This window comes from Nitrospira sp. (assembly GCA_029194535.1).
Classification (GTDB): domain Bacteria; phylum Nitrospirota; class Nitrospiria; order Nitrospirales; family Nitrospiraceae; genus Nitrospira_C.
Genome location: JARFXR010000002.1, coordinates 707,017 through 732,970, shown reverse-complemented (window position 1 = coordinate 732,970; position 25,954 = coordinate 707,017). Strand labels below are relative to the sequence as shown.

30 protein-coding genes are annotated in these 25,954 nt (G+C 59.7%); 23 read left to right on the top strand and 7 right to left on the bottom strand.

Annotation, left to right across the window (positions count from 1 at the left end; translation table 11 throughout):
* Positions 1–29: 29 nt before the first annotated feature.
* The 4 genes from P0111_14935 (at position 30) to P0111_14920 (ending at position 3,233) form a co-directional block, all read left to right on the top strand.
* A complete protein-coding gene (locus tag P0111_14935; protein MDF0645323.1) occupies positions 30–818 on the top strand; it encodes a 50S ribosomal protein L25 in 789 nt (262 codons plus the stop codon).
* A gap of 2 nt (positions 819–820) precedes the next feature.
* Positions 821–1,405: an aminoacyl-tRNA hydrolase gene (pth, locus tag P0111_14930; protein MDF0645322.1), complete on the top strand. Its 585-nt coding sequence runs from the start codon at positions 821–823 to the stop codon at positions 1,403–1,405.
* Between the two features lie 77 nt (positions 1,406–1,482).
* Positions 1,483–2,574: a redox-regulated ATPase YchF gene (gene ychF / locus P0111_14925; GenBank protein ID MDF0645321.1), complete on the top strand. Its 1,092-nt coding sequence runs from the start codon at positions 1,483–1,485 to the stop codon at positions 2,572–2,574.
* 71 nt (positions 2,575–2,645) lie between these two features.
* Positions 2,646–3,233, top strand: coding sequence for an acyloxyacyl hydrolase (locus tag P0111_14920; protein MDF0645320.1), 588 nt, complete (start codon positions 2,646–2,648; stop codon positions 3,231–3,233).
* 172 nt (positions 3,234–3,405) lie between these two features.
* Here P0111_14920 and P0111_14915 read toward each other — a convergent pair whose 3' ends face one another.
* Together P0111_14915 and P0111_14910 are read right to left on the bottom strand one after the other, a co-directional pair.
* Positions 3,406–6,432: a DNA polymerase III subunit alpha gene (locus P0111_14915; GenBank protein ID MDF0645319.1), complete on the bottom strand. Its 3,027-nt coding sequence runs from the start codon at positions 6,430–6,432 to the stop codon at positions 3,406–3,408.
* Positions 6,429–7,625 (bottom strand): hypothetical protein, encoded by a 1,197-nt coding sequence (locus P0111_14910; GenBank protein MDF0645318.1) that lies wholly within the window; start codon positions 7,623–7,625, stop codon positions 6,429–6,431. Before P0111_14910 ends, P0111_14915 begins: the two co-directional genes overlap by 4 nt.
* Before the next feature lie 326 nt (positions 7,626–7,951).
* On the opposite strand from P0111_14910, the gene P0111_14905 reads away from it, so the two are divergent.
* From P0111_14905 to P0111_14835, 15 genes are all read left to right on the top strand, one after another.
* Positions 7,952–8,572: a Yip1 family protein gene (locus P0111_14905; protein MDF0645317.1), complete on the top strand. Its 621-nt coding sequence runs from the start codon at positions 7,952–7,954 to the stop codon at positions 8,570–8,572.
* A 179-nt stretch (positions 8,573–8,751) separates the two neighbouring features.
* A complete protein-coding gene (rpsF, locus tag P0111_14900; GenBank protein ID MDF0645316.1) occupies positions 8,752–9,099 on the top strand; it encodes a 30S ribosomal protein S6 in 348 nt (115 codons plus the stop codon).
* A complete protein-coding gene (locus tag P0111_14895; GenBank protein MDF0645315.1) occupies positions 9,086–9,487 on the top strand; it encodes a single-stranded DNA-binding protein in 402 nt (133 codons plus the stop codon). Before rpsF ends, P0111_14895 begins: the two co-directional genes overlap by 14 nt.
* A gap of 67 nt (positions 9,488–9,554) precedes the next feature.
* Positions 9,555–9,788: a 30S ribosomal protein S18 gene (rpsR, locus tag P0111_14890; protein ID MDF0645314.1), complete on the top strand. Its 234-nt coding sequence runs from the start codon at positions 9,555–9,557 to the stop codon at positions 9,786–9,788.
* A gap of 37 nt (positions 9,789–9,825) precedes the next feature.
* On the top strand, positions 9,826–10,422 hold the full coding sequence (locus P0111_14885; GenBank protein ID MDF0645313.1) for a DUF177 domain-containing protein: 597 nt from the start codon (positions 9,826–9,828) through the stop codon (positions 10,420–10,422).
* Between the two features lie 60 nt (positions 10,423–10,482).
* Positions 10,483–10,668, top strand: coding sequence for a 50S ribosomal protein L32 (gene rpmF, locus P0111_14880; GenBank protein MDF0645312.1), 186 nt, complete (start codon positions 10,483–10,485; stop codon positions 10,666–10,668).
* A gap of 272 nt (positions 10,669–10,940) precedes the next feature.
* Entirely contained in the window at positions 10,941–11,966 is a 1,026-nt protein-coding gene (plsX, locus tag P0111_14875) for a phosphate acyltransferase PlsX (protein ID MDF0645311.1), read from the top strand.
* On the top strand, positions 11,963–12,937 hold the full coding sequence (locus P0111_14870) for a ketoacyl-ACP synthase III (GenBank protein ID MDF0645310.1): 975 nt from the start codon (positions 11,963–11,965) through the stop codon (positions 12,935–12,937). The genes plsX and P0111_14870 overlap by 4 nt, the downstream gene beginning before the upstream one ends.
* A gap of 103 nt (positions 12,938–13,040) precedes the next feature.
* Complete coding sequence (gene fabD / locus P0111_14865; protein MDF0645309.1) at positions 13,041–13,976, top strand: ACP S-malonyltransferase; 936 nt, start codon at positions 13,041–13,043, stop codon at positions 13,974–13,976.
* A 56-nt stretch (positions 13,977–14,032) separates the two neighbouring features.
* The gene (gene fabG, locus P0111_14860; GenBank protein ID MDF0645308.1) at positions 14,033–14,779 is read left to right on the top strand and encodes a 3-oxoacyl-[acyl-carrier-protein] reductase; all 747 of its coding nucleotides are present in this window, start codon (positions 14,033–14,035) and stop codon (positions 14,777–14,779) included.
* Positions 14,780–14,917: 138 nt separating this feature from the next.
* Complete coding sequence (acpP, locus tag P0111_14855) at positions 14,918–15,151, top strand: acyl carrier protein (protein MDF0645307.1); 234 nt, start codon at positions 14,918–14,920, stop codon at positions 15,149–15,151.
* A 14-nt stretch (positions 15,152–15,165) separates the two neighbouring features.
* Positions 15,166–16,416, top strand: coding sequence for a beta-ketoacyl-ACP synthase II (fabF, locus tag P0111_14850; GenBank protein MDF0645306.1), 1,251 nt, complete (start codon positions 15,166–15,168; stop codon positions 16,414–16,416).
* A gap of 34 nt (positions 16,417–16,450) precedes the next feature.
* The gene (gene rnc / locus P0111_14845) at positions 16,451–17,158 is read left to right on the top strand and encodes a ribonuclease III (protein MDF0645305.1); all 708 of its coding nucleotides are present in this window, start codon (positions 16,451–16,453) and stop codon (positions 17,156–17,158) included.
* Between the two features lie 241 nt (positions 17,159–17,399).
* Positions 17,400–17,867: a peptidylprolyl isomerase gene (locus tag P0111_14840; GenBank protein MDF0645304.1), complete on the top strand. Its 468-nt coding sequence runs from the start codon at positions 17,400–17,402 to the stop codon at positions 17,865–17,867.
* A 14-nt stretch (positions 17,868–17,881) separates the two neighbouring features.
* Positions 17,882–18,490 (top strand): peptidylprolyl isomerase, encoded by a 609-nt coding sequence (locus P0111_14835; GenBank protein ID MDF0645303.1) that lies wholly within the window; start codon positions 17,882–17,884, stop codon positions 18,488–18,490.
* A 22-nt stretch (positions 18,491–18,512) separates the two neighbouring features.
* On the opposite strand, the gene P0111_14830 is transcribed toward P0111_14835, so the two are convergent.
* Positions 18,513–19,208, bottom strand: coding sequence for a hypothetical protein (locus tag P0111_14830; GenBank protein MDF0645302.1), 696 nt, complete (start codon positions 19,206–19,208; stop codon positions 18,513–18,515).
* Complete coding sequence (locus P0111_14825) at positions 19,205–20,260, bottom strand: hypothetical protein (GenBank protein MDF0645301.1); 1,056 nt, start codon at positions 20,258–20,260, stop codon at positions 19,205–19,207. Before P0111_14825 ends, P0111_14830 begins: the two co-directional genes overlap by 4 nt.
* A gap of 152 nt (positions 20,261–20,412) precedes the next feature.
* On the opposite strand from P0111_14825, the gene folD reads away from it, so the two are divergent.
* From folD to P0111_14805, 4 genes are all read left to right on the top strand, one after another.
* On the top strand, positions 20,413–21,273 hold the full coding sequence (gene folD / locus P0111_14820) for a bifunctional methylenetetrahydrofolate dehydrogenase/methenyltetrahydrofolate cyclohydrolase FolD (GenBank protein MDF0645300.1): 861 nt from the start codon (positions 20,413–20,415) through the stop codon (positions 21,271–21,273).
* Between the two features lie 170 nt (positions 21,274–21,443).
* Positions 21,444–22,331 (top strand): methylenetetrahydrofolate reductase, encoded by an 888-nt coding sequence (locus tag P0111_14815; GenBank protein ID MDF0645299.1) that lies wholly within the window; start codon positions 21,444–21,446, stop codon positions 22,329–22,331.
* Positions 22,328–23,116: a 3-methyl-2-oxobutanoate hydroxymethyltransferase gene (gene panB / locus P0111_14810; GenBank protein MDF0645298.1), complete on the top strand. Its 789-nt coding sequence runs from the start codon at positions 22,328–22,330 to the stop codon at positions 23,114–23,116. The genes P0111_14815 and panB overlap by 4 nt, the downstream gene beginning before the upstream one ends.
* Positions 23,117–23,181: 65 nt before the next feature.
* Positions 23,182–23,958 (top strand): sterol desaturase family protein, encoded by a 777-nt coding sequence (locus P0111_14805; GenBank protein MDF0645297.1) that lies wholly within the window; start codon positions 23,182–23,184, stop codon positions 23,956–23,958.
* 19 nt (positions 23,959–23,977) lie between these two features.
* Here the strand turns inward: P0111_14805 and P0111_14800 are convergent, their stop codons facing one another.
* The 3 genes from P0111_14800 to P0111_14790 all read right to left on the bottom strand — a co-directional run bounded on the left by P0111_14800 (position 23,978) and on the right by P0111_14790 (position 25,718).
* Complete coding sequence (locus P0111_14800) at positions 23,978–24,787, bottom strand: symmetrical bis(5'-nucleosyl)-tetraphosphatase (GenBank protein ID MDF0645296.1); 810 nt, start codon at positions 24,785–24,787, stop codon at positions 23,978–23,980.
* A 161-nt stretch (positions 24,788–24,948) separates the two neighbouring features.
* Entirely contained in the window at positions 24,949–25,353 is a 405-nt protein-coding gene (gene queF, locus P0111_14795) for a preQ(1) synthase (GenBank protein ID MDF0645295.1), read from the bottom strand.
* Between the two features lie 116 nt (positions 25,354–25,469).
* Complete coding sequence (locus tag P0111_14790; protein ID MDF0645294.1) at positions 25,470–25,718, bottom strand: methylenetetrahydrofolate reductase C-terminal domain-containing protein; 249 nt, start codon at positions 25,716–25,718, stop codon at positions 25,470–25,472.
* Positions 25,719–25,954 lie beyond the last annotated feature (236 nt).

Genomic DNA, 25,954 nt, shown 5'->3' with positions numbered 1-25,954 from the left:
ATTGTGAAGACGCGGAACGGAGGAGTGACATGAAATTCGATTTGGCGGTCACCGTGCGGGAGAAATCCGGTAAGGGCGCTGCGCGTCAGTTGCGGCGAGAAGGGAAAGTTCCCGCAGTGTTGTATGGGCAAGGCGAGTGCCTTCTGTTGACCATCGAGCCCGAACCTCTGGTCAGAATCCTGAAGTCGCAAGCGGGCAGCACGGCGCTGATTTCGCTGAGCATCGCCGGAGTCAAGTCCAACCCGAAGCGAACCGCGCTCCTGCGCGATTTCCAGGTGGACCCTGTTGAGGGTCACGTGCTTCATGCGGATTTGTTTGAGATCTCCATGGAAAAGCCGATTCGTGTCAAGGTGCCGGTGCACGTGATCGGAGGCACGCCGGCCGGCGTGAAGGAAGGCGGGATCCTCCATTTCAACATGCGCGAGCTGTCGGTCGAGTGCTTCCCCGCCGCGCTGCCCGATCATATCGAGGTTGACGCGTCTCCGCTGGCCATCGGGCAGGGAATTCATCTCAAGGAAATCGCCAAGCGCGAAGGTGTCCGCTACCTCGACGATCCGGAGCAGATGGTTGTGAGCGTTGCCGTCCCGATGTCGGATGCCAAACTTGAAGCCTTATTGACCAGTCAGGCTGCCGGACCGGAAGGGGCGAAGGAGCCGGAAGTCATGGCGAAAGGCAAGGTTCCGGTGGAGGGTGCCGAAGCTGCGGAGGCTTCCAAGACTGCCGCTCCGGCCGCTGCTGACGCCAAGGTGGGAGATAAGAAGGAAGCCACGGCTGCAGCCCCAAAGGCTGAGAAGAAAGAAGCCGAGAAGAAGAAGTAACGTTGCGCCTCATCGTTGGGCTGGGCAACCCCGGCACCTCGTACGCCCAGACCCGCCACAATGCCGGCATATGGGTGCTGGAGCGGGCTGCCACCCGATGGGGAATCCGTCTCTCCAGGCGCGGGACCGCTCAACGGGGGTCGGGACGGCTTGGCTCGGAACTCATCGAGCTTGCCGGCACCCTCGACTTCATGAATGTGACGGGTCCGCCGCTCAAGGGTCTCCTCCGCCAGTACCGGCTTACCGCAGACGACCTCCTTCTCATCCATGATGACCTGGATCTGGAAACAGGACGTCTCCGGATCAAACGGGCTGGCGGCCACGGCGGACACAACGGCATCAAGTCGGTCGTCGAAGCCTTGGGTACTCAGGAGTTCGTCAGGATCAAAATCGGGATCGGCCGACCGGCTCCCCGACAGGATTCGGCGGACTATGTGTTGGAACCGGTGACACGGGAAGAGATGGACGTGTTCGAGCCGTGCCTGGAGCGAGCCGTCGACGCGCTGGAATGCCTGATTCACCGGGGGACCGAAGTGGCAATGAACCGCTTCAACGTGCGCGATCATCAGAACGCGATCGAGGAATGAATGACCGGCGCGTCGAATCTGACTGTCGGGAGCTCAGCTACTGCGATCGTGATCGGAGACGGGAAATAGGGTGAAGCATGGGACTTTGTTGCGGAATGATCGGATTGCCGAACGTGGGGAAGACCACGGTATTCAATGCCTTGACCGGCAGCGGGGCCCTTGCGGCCAACTACCCGTTCGCCACGGTTGATCCCAACACGGGCATCGCGCTGGTGCCGGATCCTCGTCTTCTTAAACTGACCGACATCTTCAAGTCGAAGAAGACAACGTACAGTACGCTCGAGGTCCGAGACATCGCCGGGCTGGTCGAGGGCGCGAGCAAAGGAGAGGGACTCGGAAACCAATTTCTCGGACATATCCGAGAGGTGGATGCCTTGCTGCACGTCGTGCGCTGCTTTGCCGATTCCGACGTCGTGCACGTGTCCGGTCGGATAGATCCGCTCCGGGACATTGCCGTTATCGAGACCGAGTTGATGCTGGCTGATTTGGAGGCCCTGGACCGCCGCAAGCAGAAGACGGAAAAGAAAGTGCGGGCAGGCGACAAGAAGGCCGCGTTCGAGATGGAATTCCTCTCACGCCTGATCGGGTTGCTCGATAAAGGGGAATGGCTCGGCAATCTGACCTATCAACCGGAGGAGCGGGCGCTGCTGGACGAATGCCAGCTCCTTTCGGCGAAGCCGGTTCTCTTCGTGGCCAACGTGTCGGAGGGACAGCAGGCCGACCAGACGGAAGTGAAGGCCGTACAGGACTTCGCTGCGCGACGCGGGGCCCGAGTGGTCAGGATCTGCGGGCAATTCGAGGCGGAGGTGTCGTCGCTGGCCGAGGCTGAACGGGCCGACTTTCTGAACGAAATGGGCTTGAGCGAGTCCGGTCTCGTGCGCCTGACGCGCGAGGCGTATACCTTGCTCAATCTCATCACGTTCTTTACAGCTGGTGAAACCGAGTCGCGTGCCTGGCCCATCGTGAGGAATACCAAAGCGCCCCAAGCCGCCGGAAAGATCCATTCGGACATGGAACGGGGGTTCATCCGCGCCGAGGTGTATACCTATGACGACCTGCTGACTCAGCGGTCGGAAGCCAAGGTCAAAGAAAAGGGACTCTTTCGCCTCGAGGGCAAGGACTACGTGATCAAGGAGGCGGATATCGTATACTTCAGGTTCAACGTGTAGATTAGCTTCTGTAGCAACATGCCCGACATCGATTCCATTCCTCGAAATCACGGACAGTAAGGGAGTGTCGCGTGCGTCCGGCCGGTGGCCACGGGAAGCTGCGGTATGTGTGTGTCGTCTGCTTCTGCATCGTCGGAGCTGGTTCATTCGGATGGGCCGGCGAGTTCAGGCTTGAATCGCTCGCGGTGAGAGGCGGCTTCAGCGGCATTTCGCCGCTAGAAGAGGAACAGAAGTATTACTTTCAGCAAGCCGACCTTGTGCTCGCGGTACGTCTGCCGTGGGAGTGGGACCTCGGAATGAGCTGGGTGGCCGGGACCAGACTGTTGACCTCCGGTGGAGTACTCCACGCGGCCCAAGAAACCAATGGAATTTTCACGTTGGTGCCGCTGGATCTCGCGATCGGCAGGAAAGACGGGCTATTGTCCCTCGACATGGGGTTCGGCGGAGCGTTGCTCGCCGATCACAAGTACGGAATCCAGAATTTCGGAGGCCCGTTTCAATTCGTCTGGACCTTCGGCGCGACCAGTCGTTTCCTTGGGCCGCTTGGACTCGGATACCATTTTCAGCATTATTCTGACGCGATGATCTACGGGCATCACACGCGCGGGGCCGATCTCCATCTCTTTGAGTTGATTTACTGGTTCAAGACCGGCAGGTAGATGCATGTTGAGACCCCTCGCTTGATCAGGATGCGCCGAATCTCGAGCGTGTATTCTGCAGAATGAATCCCGCCTGCCTCGACGCCACAGCAGTAGAAAGGAATCGTCTTTTCCCGGAGGAGGGATCGAAACTATTCTGTCGCCGCCGTGCGGGGTCTCATCGAGCACTGTGTTACGACTCCGAAGGCAGGAACGGAGATATATCGTCCTCCGGTAGGAGATCGAGGAAACGGAGGTCCGAGACTGTGATGGTCACGGCACCGAATGAGTTTTCCACCACCCCGCGCACCACATATGGCCGGTATGGTCGCCCGGACGACAGGAGTCGGCGGCAGCGTCGGTAGACGTCGGGAAACAGAGTCGCATCATAGAGGGCGGTGGTATCCTCCAGGGTCAGAAATTCCATCGCGAGACCGTCTTTGGTTTCCACGGGCTTTTCCGTGACGAGCCATCCCACCATGGTGATGTGTCGTCCGATGAACCGATCCATGTGTGAAGCCGGAATCGGTCGCACTCGCTCAATCTGGCTGCGATACTGGGTCAAGGGGTGACGGCTCGCCGGAAAACCAAACGACTCGATCTCATGGGTCAACTTCTGCCTGGGAACGTACTCGTCTGGTATCGGCAATGGATCGGATTCGGCCTCGCCTGCGTAGGCTCGCCAGAGCAGCGCCGGACGGGTGAGTTCGCCGGCGATGGAATCACAGCAGCCCGCGCGAACGAGCGCTCGAGCTTGCTCTGTGTCGGGTTGGATGCGCTGAAGAAAGTCCTGGAAGGAGCGATAGGGGCCGCGTGCCGTCCGCTCGTTGACGATCCGGGCGCAAAAGTCTTCCGACAACGTGTTAACCTGCATCAGACCCATGCGCAGCCGATCTCCTTCGCCCTGATAGGCCCACTCGCTGGCGTTCACATCCGGAAGCAGGACCGCCAGCCCCATGCGACGCGCTTCAGAGAGGTAAGCGACCGTCGAATAGAATCCGCCGCGATTGCTGATGACGGCCGCCATGAATTCGGCCGGAAAATGGGCGCGAAGATAGGCCGATTTGAATGAGACCTGCGCATAGCTGGCTGAGTGAGGCTTGCAAAAGCTATAGCCGGCGAAGCTCATGATCATCGCCCACACCTTCTCGATCACTTCCTGCAATGCGCCGTTGCTGGCCGCGCCGCGGCAAAACTGCCGGTAATAATCCCGAAGCTGCCGCTGCTTGTGTTTTTTGCTGATGATCTTGCGGAGTTGATCCGCGTCTTCCACGGAAAAGCCGGCCAGCGCCATCGCCACCTTCGTGACATCTTCCTGGTACACCATAATGCCGAACGTGTCGTCCAAAATGGGCTCGATCAGAGGGTGCAACGGCTTGTAGGATTGTCCGTGGGCACGCCGGACAAAGTCATGGACGAAAGTGATGGCGGCGGGCCTGACGAGCGACGAGACGATGACGAGATAGTCGAATACATCGGCGGTCGACAGCCGGTCGGGCGGCATGCCGACCCAGAGCTTTTTCAACAGGAGTCTCGTGGCCGGAGATTCGATGTAGAAACACCCGATGGTATCGCCGCGTCTGATCAGATCTTGTGTGGCCTGGTCGCGTAACGGGTCCCATGTCGCGTAGTCGATGTTGCGGCCCGTATGACGTGCGACGGCCTTCAACGCATCACGGATGACGGCGAGCGAACGGTTCCCCAGAATGTCGATCTTGACCAGGCCTGCTTCCTCCGCCTGGTTCTTTTCCCATTGAATAACCGGCCGGCTTTTGACCGTTCGCTCTACCGGCACATAACGTCTGACGTCATCGGGTGTGATCACCACGCCTCCACAATGAAGAGAGAGATGGCGAAAATGGTTCTGCACCCGCAGTGCCTGCTCTAAAATTTCAGGCCATGGGCCGTTCAAGCGGAGGGACGTCACGATCGCATGGAGCCATTGTCCGCGGGTTTTGGCGTCGATGAAGGCCTGTTCACGCATGATGCGGGAGCAGACGGTCGATATGGCCTTGGCCGGCATGCCGTAGACCTTCGCGGTTTCGCGGATGGCCGCGCGCAGACCGAGATGGTTCTGATTCGCGACCATCGCCGCCCGACCGTCGTACTGCTCGAAGATCTGCTCGAGGACCTTCTCACGCTCATCCCAGGGGAAATCGATGTCGATATCGGGCGGGTCTGTTCGCCCCGGATTTAAAAACCGCTCGAAGAACAAATTGTGTTTGAGAGGATCCACGTGCGTGATTCTCAAGCAGTAAGAGACGATCGAAGCCGCCACAGAGCCGCGGCCGCACGTCAGGCGCGTTCCGACGATTTCCTGCGCCACCAAGAAGTAATGAGCGAAGCGTTTGTGTCGAATGATGGTGAGTTCCCTTTCAATCCGCTCGCGGATCTGTGGCGAGAGGGTGCCGTATCGTTCTAAGGCCCCTGCATAGGTGCGCGCGCGAAGAGCGGTGAATGCTTCGTCATCCGTGAGGTCTCCAAACGAGGAAAATACGGCGTCGCGAACGCACCACTCGCTGTGACAGGCGTCGGCAATTCGGGCCGTATTGTCCAGAGCGTCTGGCGCATGGGGAAAATGCGAAGCCATCCGCGCGGGCGACATCAGCCATTGAGAAGGTCCGCAGCAAGCTTCGGCGGGCAATCGCGACAGCGTGGTATTAAGCGCAATCGCGCGCAGCAATCGATGCGTGCCGTAGTCTTCCGGGTCCGCAAAATACACCCGGTTGGTGGCGACCGGCGGCAGCCCGGTGCGGCGGCTGAACTGCAACGTCTCGTACATGGCGGGGCCAGGCGTCAACTCCACGTAGAGATCGCGAGTGGATTCCCCGGCCCACGCGGACAAGGCCGCTTCATCGTCGGTGAAGACGATCAAGCCTTGGCGATGGCGGACGACGGCGGAAAGAAAATCGAACGACTGATCATCGTGTCGTTCAGACAGCAGACGACAGAGATTGGCATAGCCATCGAGGGTTTTGACCAGCAGCACGGCGCGGTGGCCGGCGGTCGTCAGTTCGGCGCCGAGAATGGGCCGCAGTCCCCGCTGCCGAGCGTGATCGATAAATCGGATGGCGCCGTAGAGCCCGTTGGTATCGGTCAACGCCAGGCAGGAGAGGCCTTGCCGTTGCGCCGCGACACACAACTCGTCAAGAGAGGACGCGCCGCGCATCGGTGAGTAATGCGAGTGGACATGCAGATGAACGAACGGAGAGGGCGTCATCGTCGGACCGCGCCCCAAGAAACGGCCTGCGCGCCGAACTTGGCACGAATCCGATCCACAGCCAGGGACAGACGCTGGTGCGCCGGTTGCGCAGAGGACGTCGGTGTCTCGAACAGTCCAAGTTGTTCGGCCGGAGATTCCAAGTGATCGACCTGAAGCGTCACGTGCTGCAGCCGGACACGGCGTCGGAAGCACCGAATGAACAGACGCCTGAGCACCGGTTTGAGATCGGCTTCCCAATAGGTCGCCTGGTGGAGCCTTTGCTGGGTGACCTGTTGATGCTGATCACTGTGCCGAACGATGAGCAGCAGGCGCCGGCAGACTCGTCCCTGTTGTCGAAGCATCGTGCAGAGGCTCTCCAATAGTTCGTATAAGCGTCCCAGTAACAGACCGTCGTCGATCTCTTCGGGATCCAGCCTGAGCGACCGCTCGATCGACGGTTGATCGGTCAGAGAACGGACGGGAGACGGATCGACTCCCGATGCCCAATCATGCAACCACGCGGCGGCGGCGGCACCGAACGCCGATTGCAGATGAGTCAGCGGTACGGACGAGACGTCTCCCATGGTCCGCAGATTCAAATCTTCCAGCCGCTGCAAAATTTGCGATGGGCGTATGTGCTGTGTGTGATGATAGAGACCTGGCAGCCATGCGGCCGGCAAGGGGGCGAGAAACGGTTGCTCCGAGCCTGCTTGGATGGAGAGTATTTGCGGCGGTGCGGCGAGAGAGGTCGCCGCCAGTTGCGAAACCAGTTTGCTTCCTGCCAGTCCGATGACACTCTGCAATCCTTGTTGCCGGGTCAATGCTCGTCCGAGGCGGGAAACCGTATCGATGGGAGGGCCGAAGCAACGGGTCGTTCCGGTGAGATCCAGAAACAGCGCTCCGGGCCTGATCGATTCCCACACCGGCGCGAAAGGCAGGACGGTCTGTTGCACGGCGCGATGAGCTGCCTGTATCGACGACAAGTCCGGTGGAATGAGTCGTAGGCTTGGACATAGTCGCCGGGCCAACTCGATTGGGATGCCGAGCCGTACTCCTTCTTGCATCGCTTCGCGAGAGGCTTCAAGGACCAATGCGCGTTGGGTGTGAATAGGGGCCAGCACGACAGGGCGGTTCCGTAGTGCCGGTTCGGTTGCCTGAGCCAGCGCAATTCCGAAACAAGGAATCTGCAGATAGACAATATGACGGTCCATAACCTGAATCATGGCTTGAAACGTAACCAATGGTTACAAATGAAGGTGTCCGATGTCAATCGTGCGAAAAGAGGTCGGTGTTCGACACGCATTGCTCGGCGTCTGTGGGATCGCAGCGGCCGCAAACCCTGTGTGTCTCTTAGCGGCAAGCAGACCAGGCCTTCGATCCACGAGGGCTGGAAAAACGACGGGGCAACAACGACTGCTGTATGGATTCACGCGCAATGAGCAATTGCAAGCGGAAGGGCGTTCGAACCGGGTCTCGTATTTTTGCTATATCGGCTTGTGCATGGTAGCCTCCGCGAATAAATACAATGGATCTCGTCGTGCGAGCAAAAAACATGTTACTTCAGCCCAAGGTCGAATGGGCAACGATCGAACCGGAGCATATCTCCGCGCAGGCGCTCTATACCGGATACATCATACCGCTTGCCGCAATCGGACCGGTCGCGATGCTGATCGGAATGTCCATCATCGGTGTAGAGATTCCTTCCATTGGAACCGTGCAGCTACCGCTTCCGACTCTGCTCCCGCAGATAGTGATCGGCTACGGATTGGGATTGGCAGCCGTCTATGTGTTGGCTCTGATCATCAATGCGCTGGCGCCGACCTTCGGCGGCAAGAGCGATCGGATGCAAGCATTGAAAGTGGCGGCCTATGGTGCAACGGCTTCCTGGGTCGGTGGAGTCTTCCATCTCGTGCCGACGTTGGGCATTTTGGGGTTGTTGGCGGGATGCTACACGCTCTATCTCTTCTATTTGGGGTTGCCCATCCTCATGAAATCTCCACCCGAACGGTCTCTCGGCTACACGATAACGGTCATGGTCTCCGCGATTGCTCTCGCCGCCGTTGTCGGGTTGCTCAGCGCCGTTTTCGTGGAATTTCCGGCCTCTGAAGACCGCTCGCCGTCGGAACTGCCTGCGCCGCAAGACAGCTCCAATCAGTAGCCGGATGTCTCCCGAACAGCTGCCGGACTCGGCCACGCTCGAATCAGGCCGCGGCAGAAGCCTTCAGGGTTTGACAGCATTTTCAACCTTATGCTAGGGTGCATGACCTTTGCGCCGAACAGAGGCGCACCTACACCTCGCTCCGGACGTGATCCGGGGCCTTGTCCAGGAGGATCCCCATGGAGCTCTACGAGTCTCTGTTCATTATCCGTCCGTCCGTGACCGATGAGGAAACCAGCGCGCTCATCGAGAAGATGAAAGCGGTCGCCGACAAGACGGGTGCACAGTTCATCAAGGCCGAAAATTGGGGCCGGAAAAAGCTTGCCTATGAAGTCCGACGGGAGCGGAAGGGTACCTACGTGTACTTCTACTTCAAGGCGCCCAACAATACCGTCGCCGAGCTGGAGCGCGCCTATCGGCTCGAGGACAACATCATCAAGTTTCTGACGGTCCATCTCGAAAAAGAACTGGTGCCGCGTCGAGTTGCCGAGGCACCGTCCGAGGAGTTTGCCGGTGGCCGGGTTTAACAAAGTCATTCTCCTGGGTAACCTCACACGCAATCCGGAGCTGCGTTATACCCCGAACGGAACCCCGGTGGCGACGTTGGGATTGGCGGTCAGCCGGCGGTATAAGCAGGGAGAGGATCTCAAAGAAGAGGTGTGTTTCGTGGACATCGTCGTGTTCGGTAAACAGGCCGAACACTGCGGACAGTATCTGAGCAAGGGAAACGGCGTCATCGTGGAAGGCCGGTTGCAGCATCGACGCTGGGAAACCGAAGACGGGCAAAAGCGGAGCAAACACGAGGTGGTCGCGCAGACCGTGACGTTCATGCCCAAACGCGGTGAGACGGGCGGCGGAAGCGACGCCACCGGCCATCATGAGGAACCGGCGTACGAGTACGAAGAACCGCAATAGGCGGTGATGGTGAAGGAGAGCAGCGATGGAACGAGAACGGGGTGGAAGCGGCGGTGGGCGCGGTGAGATGGGCGGAGGAGGCGGGCGGTTTTTTCAGCGCCGGCGGCCCTGCCGCTTCTGCGTGGAAAAAGGGCAGATCGATTTCAAAGATGTCGGCCTGCTGCGTAATTTCCTGACCGAGCGCGGGCGTATCGTGCCGCGCCGTATCTCCGGCAACTGCCTGGGCCATCAGCGCGAATTGACGACGGCCGTGAAACGCGCCCGTCACATCGCGTTGATCAGTTTCGCCGAAGAGCGCTAGTCCGGTCGTCCGATTGATCTTGCAGGCAGGTGCGGCGATGGGACTGCTTACACCGCTGATCGCGGAAATCACCGCCGAGAAGGTCTCGTTGGTCGGAGAAGTGACCTCCGAAGAGCTGGGACTGACGGAGCGCGACGCCGTGATCCGTGGGCCCTTGTCGGTGAGTCTGGATCTCATGAAGGCGGACGACATGATCGCCGTCACGGGAGTCGTGGAAGGCACGGCGGTCAGGCAGTGCGTCCGCTGTTTAGGGGAATATGACGACGCCCTGGCGTTTTCCGTTCATGCGGCGTACGCCCGAGAGGGCAAAGAAGCCAGGAAGGATTCTCGCGCAGGGGGACGCCAGACCCGGCCAGCCGACGCCCGTAAAGGCAAGAGTGTGCCTGGAAAGGGTGAGCCCGCTTCCGAGGAAGACGCCGAGGATGACGACCGATATTTTTACCAGGGCGATCATGTGGAACTGGCTCCGATGCTGCGCGAGCACGTCATCCTCGCCGCGCCCATGCAGCCGCTCTGCCACGAAGATTGTGCCGGGTTGTGCCCGCGTTGCGGCAAGGATTTGAATGAAGGGCCCTGTCAGTGTCCGATGGAGCCGGCACCGACGGCGTTCAGGGTCATCCGGAGCATGAAATAATCGAGCGATGACCGGTCGAATCATCCGCCGATCGAGCGTCGACAGTTTGGAGGAAGAACGATGCCAAATCCGAAACATAAGCATTCCCGAGCCCGACGCGACAAACGTCGCACGCAGAAGTTGCGGGTCACGCCTCCGGGCATGTCCGTGTGCCCTCAATGCCACGAACTCAAGCTGCCGCATTACACCTGCCTCAATTGCGGAACGTATAAAGGCAAGGCCGTCATCCAAGTCGAAGAGGTCTAGGCGGATGGCGACACGGCCGTGCACTTCGCGGTGATGTCGCTCCAACCGCCGGCCGGCGTGAGCGGATGAGTTCAGACCCGCGCCGGGACCAAGCTTCGGCAAGACATACGATCGAGGCGGTTTCCGCCCGGATGAGACGCAGAGTGACCCGTTGAGGTCCCCTGTTGTGTCGCCGGTACTTCTGCTATAAGCTTCCAGGCCGACGATCAAGCCGCCGGTGTGTTGCGGTAGTTCAAACGAATCTTCAAGCACGAGTGACCACACCATCCCGAATGAAAATTGCGCTCGATGCGATGGGAGGCGATCATGGCCCCGCTCCCTGCATCGAGGGCGCGCTGTCTGCCGCGCAGGATCTGAACGTGGATGTCGTCCTGGTCGGCGACGAAAAGGTCCTGGCAGAGGAATGCCGACGTCTGGGTTGCACAGATGCCCGTCTCTCCATCAAACACGCGCCCCAGGTCGTCGAAATGCACGAGTCGCCGGCCGCCGTGGCCAGGAGGAAACGCGAGTCCTCGATCTGGATCGCGACGGAATTGGTGAAAAGCGGCGAAGCCGACGCCGTCGTGAGCCCCGGTAATACCGGGGCCAGTATGGTGGCCTCGTTCTTTGTGCTGGGCCTGACCAAGGGGGTCGAGCGTCCGGCGATCGCCACGAGCCTGCCGACCCTGACCGGAGAGGCGATCATGCTGGACGTTGGCGCCAACGTGGATTGCACGGCCCAGCATTTGACTCAATTTGCCATCATGGGCAACGAATACGGTAAGCACTTGTTCCGCAAACCGAATCCGCGGGTCGGACTCCTCAGCATCGGCGAGGAGGACAGCAAGGGCAATGAGGTCACGAAGGAAGCCTTCAGGATGCTGAAAGGGAGCGCGCTGAACTTCGTCGGTAACGTCGAAGGACGGGACGTCTACAGCGGAAACGCGGACGTCGTGGTCTGCGACGGATTTATCGGGAACGTCGCCCTCAAAATCTCCGAAGGCGTGGCGGACACGATCAAGAAACTGCTGTTCAAGGAAATCTCCGGGTCCTTGCTGGGGCGGCTCGCGTACCCGCTGATCGCCTCGCCGCTCCGAAACCTGAAGCGCCGGATCGACTACGCCGAGTTCGGCGGTGCGCCGCTTCTGGGCGTGAACGGCATCACGATGATTTGTCATGGCCGGTCTTCCGCTAAGGCGATCAAGAACGCCATCCGACGGGCAAAAGGGCTGGCCGAGAGCCGGGTCGATGAGCTGATCCAGCGGGACATCGAAGAGAGCCTGGCGCAGAGCCGACTGTCCGAGGAGCCGTCGGCGTGAGAGCGCGCATTACAGGCACCGGTTCGTACGCGCCGGCCAAGGTATTGACCAACTTCGATCTCGAAGCCCTGGTGGCCACCTCGGATCAATGGATCACTGAACGCACCGGCATTCGCGAACGGCGCGTGGCAGTAGAGGGGGAAGCCTGTTCGGATCTGGCGGTCAAGGCGGCGGAGCAAGCCCTGCGTGCGGCCGGCATTCGTCCGGAGGATCTCGATCTCATTCTGTTGGCCACCTGTACTGGCGACTATCCGCTTCCCGCCACGGCCTGTTTGGTTCAGCACCGCCTGGGGGCCACGCGCGCGGCCGCCTGCGACCTCTCCGCCGCCTGTTGCGGATTCGTCTATGCATTATCCGTTGCCGACGCCTATGTCCGAACCGGTATGCGACATGTCTTGGTGATCGGATCGGAGGTCATGTCCGCCATTCTCGACTGGGCCGACCGCAATACCTGTATCTTGTTCGGCGACGGAGCCGGTGCCGCAGTCGTCAGCGGCGTCCAGGGCGATGCCGGGATTCTTTCAACGCATCTCCGCTCCGACGGCGGGTTGCACGAGTTGATCGCCGTGCCAGCCGGCGGATCCCGGCTGCCGCTGTCCGAGAAGGTCGTCGCGGAGAAAATGAACTGTGTCAAGATGAAGGGCAACGAGACGTTCAAGGTCGCGGTACGCATGCTGGAAGAGATCGCTCGCGAGACACTGGCGGCGAACAAGCTCACCATCGAAGCCGTCGATTTGTACGTTCCCCACCAAGCCAACATCCGCATCCTGCATGCCGTGGCGGAACGTCTGGGACTTCCTCTCGAGAAGATCATGTTGAACCTGGACCGCTATGGCAATACATCGGCGGCGTCGATCCCCATCGCCCTCGACGAAGCGCTTCGGCAAGGCCGTATCAAGGACGGATCGCTGGTGATGTTGGGCGCCTTCGGCGCGGGGCTGACCTGGGCCTCAGCGCTCATTCGGTGGTAATCCCCTGTTCATGCCCGGAGCGGTCCCGAGAGATGAGGACTGCGCACTCGGGGAACTTTTCCCGTTGACATTCCAAGGGATTTCTTAGATATCTAGCTTTCATATGACTGCAGGAATTGGATTGATTTTCCCGGGCCAAGGATCCCAGTCCGTCGGGATGGGAAAGGCGCTGTACGAAGCCTATCCCGCGCTCAAACAGGTGTACGAAGAGGCTTCGTCGGTGTTGGGGTACGACGTCGCGGCGCTGTGTTTCGACGGGCCGGCCGAACGGCTCAATCTGACCGAGCATACTCAGCCGGCGCTGCTGGTCAGCAGCATCGCCGCGTTTCGAGCCTTGGAACCGACGGCCGTCAAACCGGTCGCCGTGGCCGGCCACAGCTTGGGGGAATATTCCGCGCTGGTGGCGGCGGGAGGCCTTTCGTTTCGTGACGCGGTCGGCACTGTTCAGAAACGAGGCCGGTACATGTCGGAAGCTGTAGCGCCCGGCACCGGCTCGGTCGCCGCTCTGTTGGGGTTGAGCGCTGATGCCGTGAAGGATGTCTGCCGTGAAGCCGCCTCGGTGGGTGTGGTTCAGGCCGCCAATTTTAATTCCCCCGGCCAAATCGTGATCGCCGGCGCAAAAGCGGCAGTGGAGCGCGCCATCGAAATCGCCAAGGCAAAGGGATGTAAAAAGGTCATCCCGTTGCCCGTCAGTGTGCCGGTCCACACGCCTCTGATGCAACCGGCCGCCGATCGGCTGGCCAGGGATCTTGCCGCGGTATCCTGGTCGGACTTGAAAATACCATTGATTACGAATGCGGAAGCCAAGCCGCTGAGACGCGCGGCGGAGATCGCTCCATCCCTCGTCCGGCAACTCCCGTCGTCGGTGCTGTGGGAAAATTCGGTCAGAGCGATGGCAGCAATGGGCGTCACGACGTTCGTTGAAGTCGGCCCCGGGACCGTGCTCACCGGATTGGTCAAGCGCATCGTGCCGGATGTGGTGACGATGAACGTCAATGATCCCAAGTCGTTGGAAGCTGCGGTTACGGCGCTGCGATGACGGAGGATCGGCAGACTGATGGGTTCCCCTCTGTCTCTCGAAACGAAAGGAGCAGCATGGCATCGTTGGAAGGTCGGGTGGCGGTCGTAACCGGTGGAGCCCAGGGAATCGGGCGAGCCATTGCGGAATCGTTGGCGAAGGCGGGAGCGGATATCGTGGTAGCGGATCTCGATCCGGCCCGGTCAACGGAGGCGATCGCAGCGATCGAGCAGGCGGGCCGGAAGGCGCTCAATGTGAAAGTGAATGTCGCGGATGCCAACGACACGAAGGCCATGGCCGATCAGGTGCTCAAAGAGTGGGGAAAGATCGACATCCTGGTCAACAACGCCGGAATCACGCGTGACGGATTGTTGCTGCGCATGAAAGAAGAAGACTGGAATCTGGTACTCCGGGTGAATTTGACTGGAACGTTCAACTGCACGAAGGCGGTCTTGCAGCCGATGACCAAACAGCGTTATGGTCGCATCGTCAATATTGCCTCCATCGTCGGTGCCATGGGGAATGTCGGCCAGGCCAATTATGCCGCGTCGAAAGCGGCGGTAATCGGATTCAGCAAGACGGTCGCCCGTGAGTATGCCAGCCGCAACATCACCGTCAATGCGGTGGCGCCCGGGTTCATTGACACGGCGATGACCCAAGGATTGTCGGCCGAGGTCAAGGAAACCCTGCAGAAACAGATTCCTCTCGGACGATTGGGGACGCCGCAGGACATTGCCGCAGCCGTCCGGTTTCTGGTATCGGAGGAAGCGGCGTATATTACTGGGCATGTGTTGCACGTGAACGGGGGGATGTTGATGTCGTAATCCGTGCCGGGACGAGACCAGGCCGTCGTCTGGGCGTCGAGTCGTTGTGGTTGTGAATGACCGGGCATTGCCGCGGCGGTTTTGGACCGGCGACGGAAGTGAGTTCACAGTATAGTCTAGAAGGAGGGTGGGACATCCATGGCAACGGTAGATGAACGGGTCAAGAAAATTATCGCCGAACAACTGGGAGTCGAAGAGGACGAAGTGACGAGCGAGGCAAGCTTCGTGGAGGATCTTGGAGCCGACTCTCTCGACACGGTCGAGTTGGTGATGGCGCTGGAGGAAGAATTTGGAATCGAGATCCCCGATGAAGACGCGGAGAAGATTCTGACCGTCGGGAAGGCGTTGGACTATATCAAGGAAAAGGCCTAAGCGGCGGGGCAGGCATGGTCGACCGATCAATCAGGCGCATCGTCGTCACCGGGTTGGGATTGGTGACGCCGCTGGGTACCGGGGTGGATAAGGTCTGGAAGGCGTTGTGCGCCGGCCAATCCGGAATCGGCCGCATTACAAAGTTCGATCCCGCCGGGTACGATGCTCAGATCGCAGGCGAAGTCAAAGACTTTGATCCAGCGCAGTTCATCGAAAAGAAAGAAATCAAGAAGATGGACGCGTTCATCCACTACGCGGTCGGCGCCGCGCAGTTGGCGGTGGACGACGCGGGGCTGAAAGTCGCGCCGGAGGAAGCAACCAAGGTTGGCGTGTACATCGGATCCGGCATCGGCGGCCTCGGTTCGATCGAGCATTACCATGCGGTGCTCAAAGACAAGGGGCCAGGTCGTGTCTCCCCATTTTTCATCCCCATGACGATCATCAATTTGGCTTCGGGACAGGTGGCGATTCGACTTGGGGCGAAGGGGCCGAATTCCTGCGCGGTGACCGCCTGTGCGACGGGCAATCACTGCATCGGCGACGCGTTCAGATTGATCCAGCGAGGCGATGCCGATGCGATGATCGCGGGAGGGGCCGAGGCTGCGATTACGACGCTCGGCGTGGCCGGATTTGCCGCATCCAAGGCGCTGTCGTTCCGCAATGCCGAGCCCACCAAAGCGAGCCGTCCGTTCGACAAAGACCGTGACGGGTTCGTGTTGGGAGAAGGGGCTGGTGTGCTGGTTCTGGAAGAGATCGAGCACGCGCGGCGTCGCGGTGCACGTGTATACGCCGAGCTTATCGGATACGGCATGAACAGCGACGCCTACCACATCACCGCGCCGTCCGAAGGAGGGGAGGGTGCCGTCAGGTGCATGGAACTGGCCCTCAAGGACGCCGGGATTCGGAAAGACCAAGTCGGCTACATCAACGCCCACGGCACGTCGACCATGGCGGATGCCATCGAAACCAAGGCCATCAAGCAGGTCTTCGGGGAGCGGGCTTTTCAGATTCCCGTGAGCTCGACGAAATCCATGACAGGACATCTGCTCGGCGCAGCCGGCGGCATCGAGGCGGTATTCAGCGTGCTGGCGCTGCATCACGGGATGCTGCCTCCCACCATCAATCTGGACAATCCCGATCCCGAGTGCGATCTCGACTACATCCCCCACAAGGCCAGGCCCGCGGCGGTGACGGTCGCCCTGTCGAATTCCTTTGGATTCGGAGGCGTAAACGCGTGTCTGTTGTTTAGGAAACCCGACGCGTAGCCGCCCTCATTCGCAGGGGGATGCGCGGGCTCTCATGACGCCCACCAACTCGATCGTCGCGTTACAGGACTCCTTGGCCTATCAATTTGCGAACGCGACTCTCCTGGAGGAGGCCTTGACACACTCCTCGTACGTCCATGAGCGCAGGTCGGTCGGCGCAGCCCACAATGAACGACTTGAATTTTTAGGCGATGCCGTGTTGTCGCTGGTGATCAGCGAACATCTGGCCTCTCAGTTGTCGCATTGCTCTGAAGGGGCCTTGTCGAAACTCAAGGCCAAGCTCGTGAGCGAGTCCTCGTTGGTCCGAGTCGCCAGACGCATTAAATTGGGCGAGCATCTCAGACTCGGCCGAGGGGAAGAGCGGTCCAAAGGGCGTGAGAAGGGCTCACTGCTGTCCGATGCAGTGGAAGCGGTCATCGCCGCCGTTCATCTGGACGGGGGCTACGGGGCCAGTCGCGCGGTGACGCTGCGTCTGTTTGAGGTCGAACTCCGCTCAGCGACCGATCAGGGGACGTATCCAGGCGCCGAGGACTTTAAGACCCAGCTCCAAGAGTGGTGTCAGAAACAACACGATCTGCTTCCTCGCTACGACATCGTCAGTGAAACCGGACCGGATCACGACAAGGTATTCGAGGTGGTCGTCACGGTGAAGGATGAGCCGGTCGGTCGGGGAACCGGGCGGAGCAAGAAAGAGGCGGAACAGTCCGCCGCAAGGCAGGCGTTGCAGCGGCTCGAGCGGTAAGCCGCGCGGACCATGGTATGATGATGAGCGGTCGGTGTCCTTCGCGCTGAAGACCGACCGATGGATGAACGGGACAGGGATCGCGACCAGAGCGAGGAGGGCAATGATGCAGACGTGGAAGCTGTGGAAGCGGATGATAGTCTGTTCGTGTCTCGGCGGTAGCCTCATCGCGGGGGCGTGGAATGCCGAGGCCGCCGATAAGATATCCGGCAAGGCCGACTCCGGAGCGTCGCCGAGGGCGATCATCAAGACCAAGTTCGGTGACATGGAGATCGCGTTTTTTCCGGACAAAGCGCCCCAGCATGTCGAGAATTTCCTCAAGTTGGCGAAATCCGGCTTCTACAACGGGACGATCTTTCATCGCGTGATTCCCGGTTTCATGATTCAGGGCGGCGATCCCAACACCAAAGACGTGAACAAACCCGAGACGTACGGCATGGGCGGGCCGAGCGAGCGACTGAAGGCCGAGTTCAACGACATCCCCCATCGCCGGGGCATCGTGTCCATGGCGCGCACGAACGATCCCAACAGCGCCGGCTCGCAGTTTTTCATTGTCGTCAAGGACTCGAATTTTCTGGACCGTCAGTACACGGTGTTCGGCGAAGTCGTGAAGGGCCTGGACGTGGCCGATCAGATCGTCAACCTGCCGAGAAGTCCCCGCGACCTTCCGACCGAGCGTGTGGAAATGACGATTACCGTGGTGGACTAGCGGAGACCTGAGATATGCGGGTTCGCCGATCTCTGTGGAAGATGGTCGCGATCGCCGCGGTCGGGCTTGTCGTCGGCTGTGGCGGAAAAACGGAGGTCATACCGCCGCTTCCGCCTCCGGACCATGGCCCCAAGGCGATCATCAAGACCAAGTTCGGCGAGATGCACATGAAATTCTACCCGGACCTCGCTCCCAAACATGTCGAGAATTTCCTCAAGCTGGCCAAGTCCGGCTTCTACAACGGGACGATCTTTCACCGCGTGATTCCCGGTTTCATGATTCAGGGAGGCGATCCGAACACCAAGAGCTCTCTTCGCAAGGAAACCTACGGCCAGGGAGGCCCCAAGGACGAAAAGGGGAACCCGATTCTCCTCAAAGCCGAGTTTACCGACACACCTCACAAGCGTGGCATCGTGTCAATGGCCCGAGCCAATGAACCGGATAGCGCCGGCTCACAGTTTTTCATCGTGGTGGAGCCTTCGCCCTTCCTCGACCGCAAGTACACGGTCTTCGGGGAAATTACACGGGGGTTGGGTGTGGCGGACAAGATTGCCGGGCTGCCGAGGAACGATCGCGATCTGCCGAACGAACGGGTCGAGATGACGGTGACAATCGTCGAATGAAGTGAAATGAGCGGAACCGGGCCTAGTGGTGGTGTTCGCAGCCTGGTCCATGGACGTGGGGGTCCGGAGAAGGCGGCGCAAAGGATTGGTTCGGGAGCACGATTCGGCCGGCCTCGTGCTGCTTGGTGAGATGCGCCGCGATGTCAGGATGATAGGCGCGGACGTAGCCGACGAGACCGGCCAGAAACCGCTGAGACTGGAATCCTGTGCCGGAAAAGTCCGCAACGAACCGGATCGCGCGATCCAACACCTCGGGGGCGAGGGTTGCGTCGGCGATCTGCTGAGGGTTCTGCTTTTTGAATGAGTCGTATTCCTTTTTCAGGTGTTCGGCGAAGACGGGCATTGGAGCGGACGGCACGTGAAGCGGGCTCAGCGTCCGTCGCAGGGCCTGGATCGCGGCGATGATTTCCGCATCCTGTCCGTCGCGGCGTCCTTGGAAATAACTGAAGGTGACCACTTCGACGAGGTTGTAGAGGGCGACGGCCTTCTCACCTCCGAGATCCGCCAGATGCCGGTAGAAGTCCCGCCGGAGGGGCATGAATTGCTCACCCAGCCGTTTTTGCTGATAGTCGCTACCTGACTCCAAATAGACGCAATTCTCGGGGCAAGCGATGCGGACGATCCGGTGTTCTCCGCAGCAGAGAGGACAGATGAGGCCGCCCAATGCCGGGCATGATCGTTTGCCCTTGCGTTGCTTGCAGTACAGGCACTGATTCATTTACCTGCGCCTCCCGCTCCCGGTTTCGGCGGCGGCGGGATAAAGCCGTAGTCGGCGAGGGTGCGCTTTTCCTGCTTAGGCTTCCCTTCCGACGGCGCTTCCAGACCGTTCATCTCGGCTGCGTGCGCCGACTCGTAGGGTACTAAAATCAGATTGTTGGTGCGGTCGATACCAAGATCCCCCGGCGAAGGGAGATACTCGGCGATGACTTGAAATCGTTTGTCCCAGGTCATGCGCCAGACTTTCCCCGTCGTGAAATCCGAGACGTACATGTTCGCCCATCGGTCGAAATCAACACCGCGTAAATTCATGAATCGGGCCGAGAAAAACCCGTTGGACACCAACTCGGTCAGGTGTCCGTCCGGACTGATCTCAAAGATTTTCCCCTTGTCCCAGCTCACCACGATCAACTGTCCCGACTTGGGGTGAAGAGCCAGCCCAGTGGGGCCTGCGAGCTGAGGATCGGCGAGCAAGAGCGAGACTTTTCCGGAGTCGAGATCGACACGATAGATACGGTTGCTTCGCTGGTCCGAGCAATACAGCAAACCTTTGCCGTCAAACGCTACATCGGTGAGGGACACGGCGAAAGCACCGTCTGACACGCCGGCCGAGATCGTCACCGCCGCGGTCGGTTTGCCCGTGGCGGCGTCGAACCCTCGGATGGTATCGAGATCGGCCACATACAAGGTGTCGCCGACGAGCGCCATGCCTTTGGGGGCGTGAAGTGTCGCGCCGTTCTTGCCGCCCTGGATGAATTTCAGGTTAGCCAGTTTGCCGCCGGCATCGAGTTTCGTAATGAAGCCGTTGTTATCGGCTTGCTCCGGATCTCCGTTGACGCTGGAGATGAAATATTGATTCCCCGCCGGCCCGCTGACGAAACTATATGGCGACTGGAGATCGACGACGGTCACTTGCGCGCCGGCGGGGTGGGCGACAACGGTCCCGACCAGCCAGACAGATAACAGGGTGCCGAGGCGGCGACAGCCGAAACGAAGGAATGAGTGGATCGTGGTCACGAATGGATCGGCCTGATGAGTGTGATGATGAATCATCGTAGCCGTGCCGCGCAGAATCTGTCAAGAAACGGCGGTGGAGGCTGTCTGAAGCCGACCGGCACCGCACGTTGACTTGCACAAAAATGCCCTGTTAAGGTGCGCACGTTTAATCGAACAACTCGTCGACTGGTCGGAACGGGGAGGAAGCCGTGGCAGCGAAACTCATTGATGGGAAAGCATTGGCGCAGCAGGTTCGGGATGGATTGGCGGCCAAGGCGGCGAAAGTCTTGGCCAAGACGGGAACGAAACCGGGTTTGGCGACCATCCTTGTGGGGGACGATCCCGCCTCTCACGTGTACGTCAAAAACAAGCAGAAGGCATGCGAGCTGGCGGGCATCTACGTGGACGACCACAAATTGCCTGCCGGGACTACCCAAGCCGAACTGCTCGCCCTGATCGGTAAAGAGAACGCCGATCCGAAAATCCATGGCATCCTCGTGCAACTCCCGCTGCCGAAGCACATCGACAGCAAAGTGATCTTGGAGGCGGTGTCTCCCGACAAGGATGCCGACGGGTTCCATCCCTACAACTTCGGCCGGTTGGTCGAGGGTCATCCTGTATTTGAAGCCTGCACGCCGAAGGGTGTAATCAGGATGATTGAGTCCACCGGTGTCACCATCGAAGGCAAACGCGCGGTGGTGCTCGGGCGGAGCAACATCGTGGGCAAGCCGTTGGCGCTCATGTTGTTACAGCGCAACGCCACAGTCACCATCTGTCATTCGAAGACGAAGGATCTGGCTGCCGTGTGCCGGGAGGCTGAACTGTTGCTGGTGGCTATCGGAAAGGCGAAGTTCGTCACAGCCGACATGGTCCGCGAGGGAGCCGTTGTCATCGATGTCGGCACGAACAAGACCCCGGAGGGCAAGCTGTGCGGTGATGTCGATTTCGAGCCCGTGAGTCAGAAGGCCGGCTGGATCAGCCCGGTGCCCGGGGGAGTCGGTCCGATGACGATCGCGATGTTGCTGGACAATACCGTGGAGTCTGCTAGGAGAATGGCAGGGATGGCATAGGTGTGTTCGGGACACAGGCACCTTCTGCGCTCGCGCCCCGCGCACGCAAGATTCCTTCGAACTCGTAGGTTATGGACTGTGCTCGGTGCATGCGCGCGGTGGAAGCCATCCGAGCCCTGACCCTCCTAGTGGTGAGGGGGGACGAAGAAAATCTTGACGAGGAAAGCTGAATGACTCGGGAGCCTAGGCGATTTAAAGACGTCCTCGATCGCGGACAGTTTGCCGTGACGGTCGAATATAACCCTCCGAAGGGGACGAACGTCGTCAGCCTGCTGGACAACGCCAGACAACTGGTCGGCCGAGTACACGGCGTCAATGTGACCGACAACACGGCCGCGGTGGTCCGCGCCGGGTCGCTGCCGGTGTGTCGATTGTTATACGAGCTGGGACACGATCCGGTGATGCAGTTGACCTGCCGAGACCGGAACCGAATTGCGATGCAGTCCGACCTGATGGGCGCGCATCTGCTGGGAATCAGGAACGTGCTGTGTCTGACCGGCGACTATCCCACTGTCGGCGATCACAAGGAAGCCAAACCTGTCTATGATCTGGACTCGGTCCAGGTGATGCAATTGGTGCAGGGGCTCAACGACGGCCGCGACATGGCGGGCAACAAGCTCGACGGCGTCACGGCGTTTCAAGTCGGCGCCGCCGTCACGCCTGAAGCCGATCCGTTGGGACCGATGCTCGCCAAATTCGAGATCAAGGTCAAAGCTGGGGCGGGATTCTTTCAGACGCAGGCCATATACCATCCGGAACAGTTTGCAAGCTTCATGACGGCCGTTCGTCCGTTCAAGGTAAAGGTGCTCGCCGGCATTCTGGTGCTGCGGAACGCCAAGATGGCCGAGTTCATGAACGCGCATATTCCCGGCGTGTCCGTTCCACAAGCGATGATCGACGAGTTGCGGGCTGCGGGTGACAAGTCGGAGGACGCCGGCGTGGAGATCGCCGTCCGGACCATCGCGGCGGTCCGGCCCCACTGTGACGGAGTCCATATCATGGCCATCAAAGCGACGCACCGGCTCGGAGAAATCCTCACCAAGGCGGGCATCGGATGATGAAAATCCCCGATCTTCGGCGGTACAAGCAAGGTAAACGATTGATCGTCATGACGGCCTACGATGCCCTGTTTGGCCGTCTGGTCGAACAGGCCGGGATCGAGACGATCCTGGTCGGCGACTCGTTGGGTGTCGTCGTGCAAGGCAAGGCCAATACCCTGTCCGTCTCAATGGACGAGATGCTGTATCACACGAAACTGGTCGCCGGGGCGGTGCAACAGGCCCTGGTGATCGGAGACATGCCCTTCATGTCCTATCAAGCCAGCCGGGAGGATGCTCTGCGCAATGCGGGACGGTTTCTGCAGGTCGGCGCCCATGCGGTGAAACTTGAGGGGGGGGCGGCCGTTGTGGACCGGGTGCACGACATGACGCAGGCGGGAATTCCGGTGGTCGGACATTTGGGGATGACCCCGCAGTCCGTCAATCAGTACGGCGGATACAAGGTGCAAGGAAAGGATGCGGCTCAGGCGAGGACGATGGTGCAGGATGCCAAGGCGCTCGAAGCCGCCGGCGCCGTGGCTGTGGTGTTGGAGGCCGTGCCGGCGGACCTGGCCCAGTCGATCACGGATGAACTGACCATCCCGACCATCGGTATCGGCGCGGGGCCTCATTGCGACGGCCAAGTTCTGGTGCTGTACGATCTGCTGGGATTGTTCGACGATTTCGTTCCGAAGTTCGTCAAGCCGTACGCCCACCTCAGGGCCGACGCGCTCCAGGCCCTGCGTCGTTACAAGGAAGAAGTGGAGCAAGGGAAGTTCCCCTCGGACTCCGAAAGCTATCATTAGGATCGCGGGCCGTCCCGCCGCGCTCGCACCTATCCAGCCGATCGCGGCTGGCAGGAGATGGGTTCATGGATTGGATCGAGTGGGTCTTCACTCGAGAGTTCCGGCAGTTCCTCCTGGCTCACGACCTCGTTTTTCCCCTTCTTTTTCTGGTCCGACTGATCGGAGTGACCGCTCTCGAACTGATCAGGCCGGCGAGGAAGATCGAATACGGCCGAGTCATGCTGTACGACTTCACGGTGTTTCTGGTGTATCAGTTCATCATCTTTCCCACCGCGGGATACATCGATCAATGGATTGCGGTGCGTCCACACTTGCCGGACGCCATCCTGAATCTGCCGCTGCCCTTGCGCGTCACGGCCTATTTCGTGGTCGCGGATTTTGGTCACTATTGGATCCATCGGTTGATGCATACGGCTCCGATCTGGCGCATCCACAAGTGGCATCACACGCCGACGTACATGTACTGGCTCGCCGGTATCAGGGCGACCATCCCGCAGCAGGTGATCGTGAATCTCCCGTACATCTTCGCCTACGCTTTCCTTGATCTATCTCCGTGGTGGATGTACCTGGCGATCGGGATGTTCAACGCTCTTCAAAACGACTGGATGCACATGAACGTCGGGTGGAGATTCAAGTGGCTGGAATGGCTGATCGTGACGCCGTGTTACCATCACATCCATCACAGTAATCGTCCCGAACATTACACGGCGAATCTCGCCGCCTTCTTTACCGTCTGGGATCGATTGTTCGGGACCTATGTCGATCCTGACGAAGTTTTGGAGCCGTTGTCGTTCGGGATCGGGGAAAAAGTGCCTCTCGTCCGTCTGGCGTTGGGCGTGTGAGAAGCGGGACGGCGGCAGGCTATCGTCTCGGACGCGGACCTTCGACCTGGAACACGGCACGGTCTTCGAACCTGACCGCGGTCAGGTGTCTGCCCCACACACATCCACTGTCGATTGCCAAATGATTGGACTCGAGTTGCAACCCCAAGGCGGCCCAGTGGCCGGTGACGATCGTGGTGTCCGCGCTGCGGCGTCCCGGCACGCGAAACCAGGGTAAATAGCCGGGAGGAACATCCTGTGGAGCGCCGGAAAACCCGGACATCTCGCCGGCCGGCGTGCAGCTTCGGATTCGCGTCATCGCTCGCGCCACACTGGCTCGCCGCATCCGTCCCGTCAGCGACGGATGCCAGGATGGAAGCGAGGCATGAAAGAAGTCGCGGAGAAATTCCCGATAGTCCGGTCCTCCCAACGCGCCGTCCACTTCGCCTGCCAGCTGGACCGCCTCCGCGGCCGTCCATTGCGGTAGCAGTCCGGCATGGACCATGAGTACCGAGTCGTCGTGGATCAGAAGTGGGCGCCCGCGCAGCCAGTCGATCAACTCCGAACGGTCGTCGGCTTTGAGGACGTCATCGATGGTGTCTTTAGGACGTAAGGTCACGATGCTCTCTGCTGCGGCCAGCAAAAAGAGATCGTGGTTACCCAAGACCACGGACGCCGCCGCGCCGAGATTCTTGATCAGACGCAGGACCCCCAATGAATCCGGTCCGCGATTGACGAGATCTCCGACGAACCACAGGTGGTCCCGCGTCGGATTGAAGTCGATTCGGTCGACCAACTGTGAGAGTTGAGCGCGGCAACCCTGCACATCTCCGATTGCATAGGTAGCCATCAGCCGAGAGATCGTTCGGTGTGGTGATCAGCGACCATGTTGGGATTCCTTGAGCCCGTCGTCGAGCAGATCCGGTAGTATGGAGAGATCGAACGAACCAGGACCCATGCGGCGACCATGATGCTGACCGCTTCAGTTCGGTTGAGTGTGACGGAGCGCCATCAAGGGTAGCGGGCTTCGATAACGCTTCGTAGCCCTCCGCGCGCGGCAAAGGTGCCGGTCACCTTCGCCCATACGGGCCGGCAAGCCCTTGTGACGTCGTGGAGCACGCGGTTGACGGCGTTTTCATAGAAGATCCCGAGGTCGCGATAGGCATGAATGTACATCTTCAGGGACTTGAGCTCCAGACATGCTTTGTCCGGCATGTAGTGCACCGTGATTGTTCCGAAATCCGGCAGTCCCGTTTTAGGACAAATTGCCGTGTACTCTGGAATCTCGATGGTGATTTCGTATCCCTTGTACTGGTTGGGAAACGTTTCGATATCCGGTAAGGGGGCTGTGATACCGCTTTTGGCGTGCCGATCGTTGTAGCCCAGGTGGGTCGTCTTGGCGGCTCTCTTCTGCACTCTTCACTCCTTCCCGGCTTTTGTCGTGTATCAAGCGACGTCGCTCGTATCTGCTGAGGCGTATCTCGTTCAGGCTTTCGGGCGCTCCACACTCCACCAGGACCGCTTCACGGTCTTCACAGTTGTTTCATCCACTCGGTTTGGCCGATCTTTTCCAGTTCGATATACAACGAAACCCAGGGGCATTTCATGTCGGGATACACTTCACAGAGCCCGCCTTTGCGTACACCACCGCAGGGACCATGGCTCATGAATTTTGGACATTCGGCCTTGAGGGAACTATCGGGAATAGGTGGGCGTTTATGGACTCCTCCCACATGCTGAGCCCCCTCATCCTCCCCAGGGATCATGACGCGCTTGTTCATTATGTTCCTAGTGTAGACAGATTCCGTCGAATCGGCAACGTCCGCCATCCTGCGAGCCAGATGAATATACTCGCGCGTGTCGTGGTTTTCCGCAAGCGGAGAATGAGGTTAGGGCGAATGGCCTATCGAATGATCTGCTGCTAGGCCTTCTTTCGGCGACGGTGGGTCTTCTGAGAAGTTGCGTTGATTATCAGGAAGTTATAGACTTTGAACCGACAAGCCCGGTTGAGTGTGGG

Bases quoted from the DNA above. Each gene is read 5' to 3' on its own strand.
- P0111_14935 (MDF0645323.1), top strand. From the start codon at position 30: ATGAAATTCGATTTGGCGGTCACCGTGCGGGAGAAATCCGGTAAGGGC.
- ychF (MDF0645321.1), top strand. From the start codon at position 1,483: ATGGGACTTTGTTGCGGAATGATCGGATTGCCGAACGTGGGGAAGACC.
- P0111_14915 (MDF0645319.1), bottom strand. From the start codon at position 6,432: ATGACGCCCTCTCCGTTCGTTCATCTGCATGTCCACTCGCATTACTCA.
- P0111_14910 (MDF0645318.1), bottom strand. From the start codon at position 7,625: ATGGACCGTCATATTGTCTATCTGCAGATTCCTTGTTTCGGAATTGCG.
- rpsF (MDF0645316.1), top strand. From the start codon at position 8,752: ATGGAGCTCTACGAGTCTCTGTTCATTATCCGTCCGTCCGTGACCGAT.
- rpsR (MDF0645314.1), top strand. From the start codon at position 9,555: ATGGGCGGAGGAGGCGGGCGGTTTTTTCAGCGCCGGCGGCCCTGCCGC.
- P0111_14885 (MDF0645313.1), top strand. From the start codon at position 9,826: ATGGGACTGCTTACACCGCTGATCGCGGAAATCACCGCCGAGAAGGTC.
- rpmF (MDF0645312.1), top strand. From the start codon at position 10,483: ATGCCAAATCCGAAACATAAGCATTCCCGAGCCCGACGCGACAAACGT.
- plsX (MDF0645311.1), top strand. From the start codon at position 10,941: ATGAAAATTGCGCTCGATGCGATGGGAGGCGATCATGGCCCCGCTCCC.
- fabD (MDF0645309.1), top strand. From the start codon at position 13,041: ATGACTGCAGGAATTGGATTGATTTTCCCGGGCCAAGGATCCCAGTCC.
- fabG (MDF0645308.1), top strand. From the start codon at position 14,033: ATGGCATCGTTGGAAGGTCGGGTGGCGGTCGTAACCGGTGGAGCCCAG.
- acpP (MDF0645307.1), top strand. From the start codon at position 14,918: ATGGCAACGGTAGATGAACGGGTCAAGAAAATTATCGCCGAACAACTG.
- fabF (MDF0645306.1), top strand. From the start codon at position 15,166: ATGGTCGACCGATCAATCAGGCGCATCGTCGTCACCGGGTTGGGATTG.
- rnc (MDF0645305.1), top strand. From the start codon at position 16,451: ATGACGCCCACCAACTCGATCGTCGCGTTACAGGACTCCTTGGCCTAT.
- P0111_14835 (MDF0645303.1), top strand. From the start codon at position 17,882: ATGCGGGTTCGCCGATCTCTGTGGAAGATGGTCGCGATCGCCGCGGTC.
- P0111_14830 (MDF0645302.1), bottom strand. From the start codon at position 19,208: ATGAATCAGTGCCTGTACTGCAAGCAACGCAAGGGCAAACGATCATGC.
- P0111_14825 (MDF0645301.1), bottom strand. From the start codon at position 20,260: ATGATTCATCATCACACTCATCAGGCCGATCCATTCGTGACCACGATC.
- P0111_14815 (MDF0645299.1), top strand. From the start codon at position 21,444: ATGACTCGGGAGCCTAGGCGATTTAAAGACGTCCTCGATCGCGGACAG.
- panB (MDF0645298.1), top strand. From the start codon at position 22,328: ATGATGAAAATCCCCGATCTTCGGCGGTACAAGCAAGGTAAACGATTG.
- P0111_14805 (MDF0645297.1), top strand. From the start codon at position 23,182: ATGGATTGGATCGAGTGGGTCTTCACTCGAGAGTTCCGGCAGTTCCTC.
- P0111_14800 (MDF0645296.1), bottom strand. From the start codon at position 24,787: ATGGCTACCTATGCAATCGGAGATGTGCAGGGTTGCCGCGCTCAACTC.
- P0111_14790 (MDF0645294.1), bottom strand. From the start codon at position 25,718: ATGAACAAGCGCGTCATGATCCCTGGGGAGGATGAGGGGGCTCAGCAT.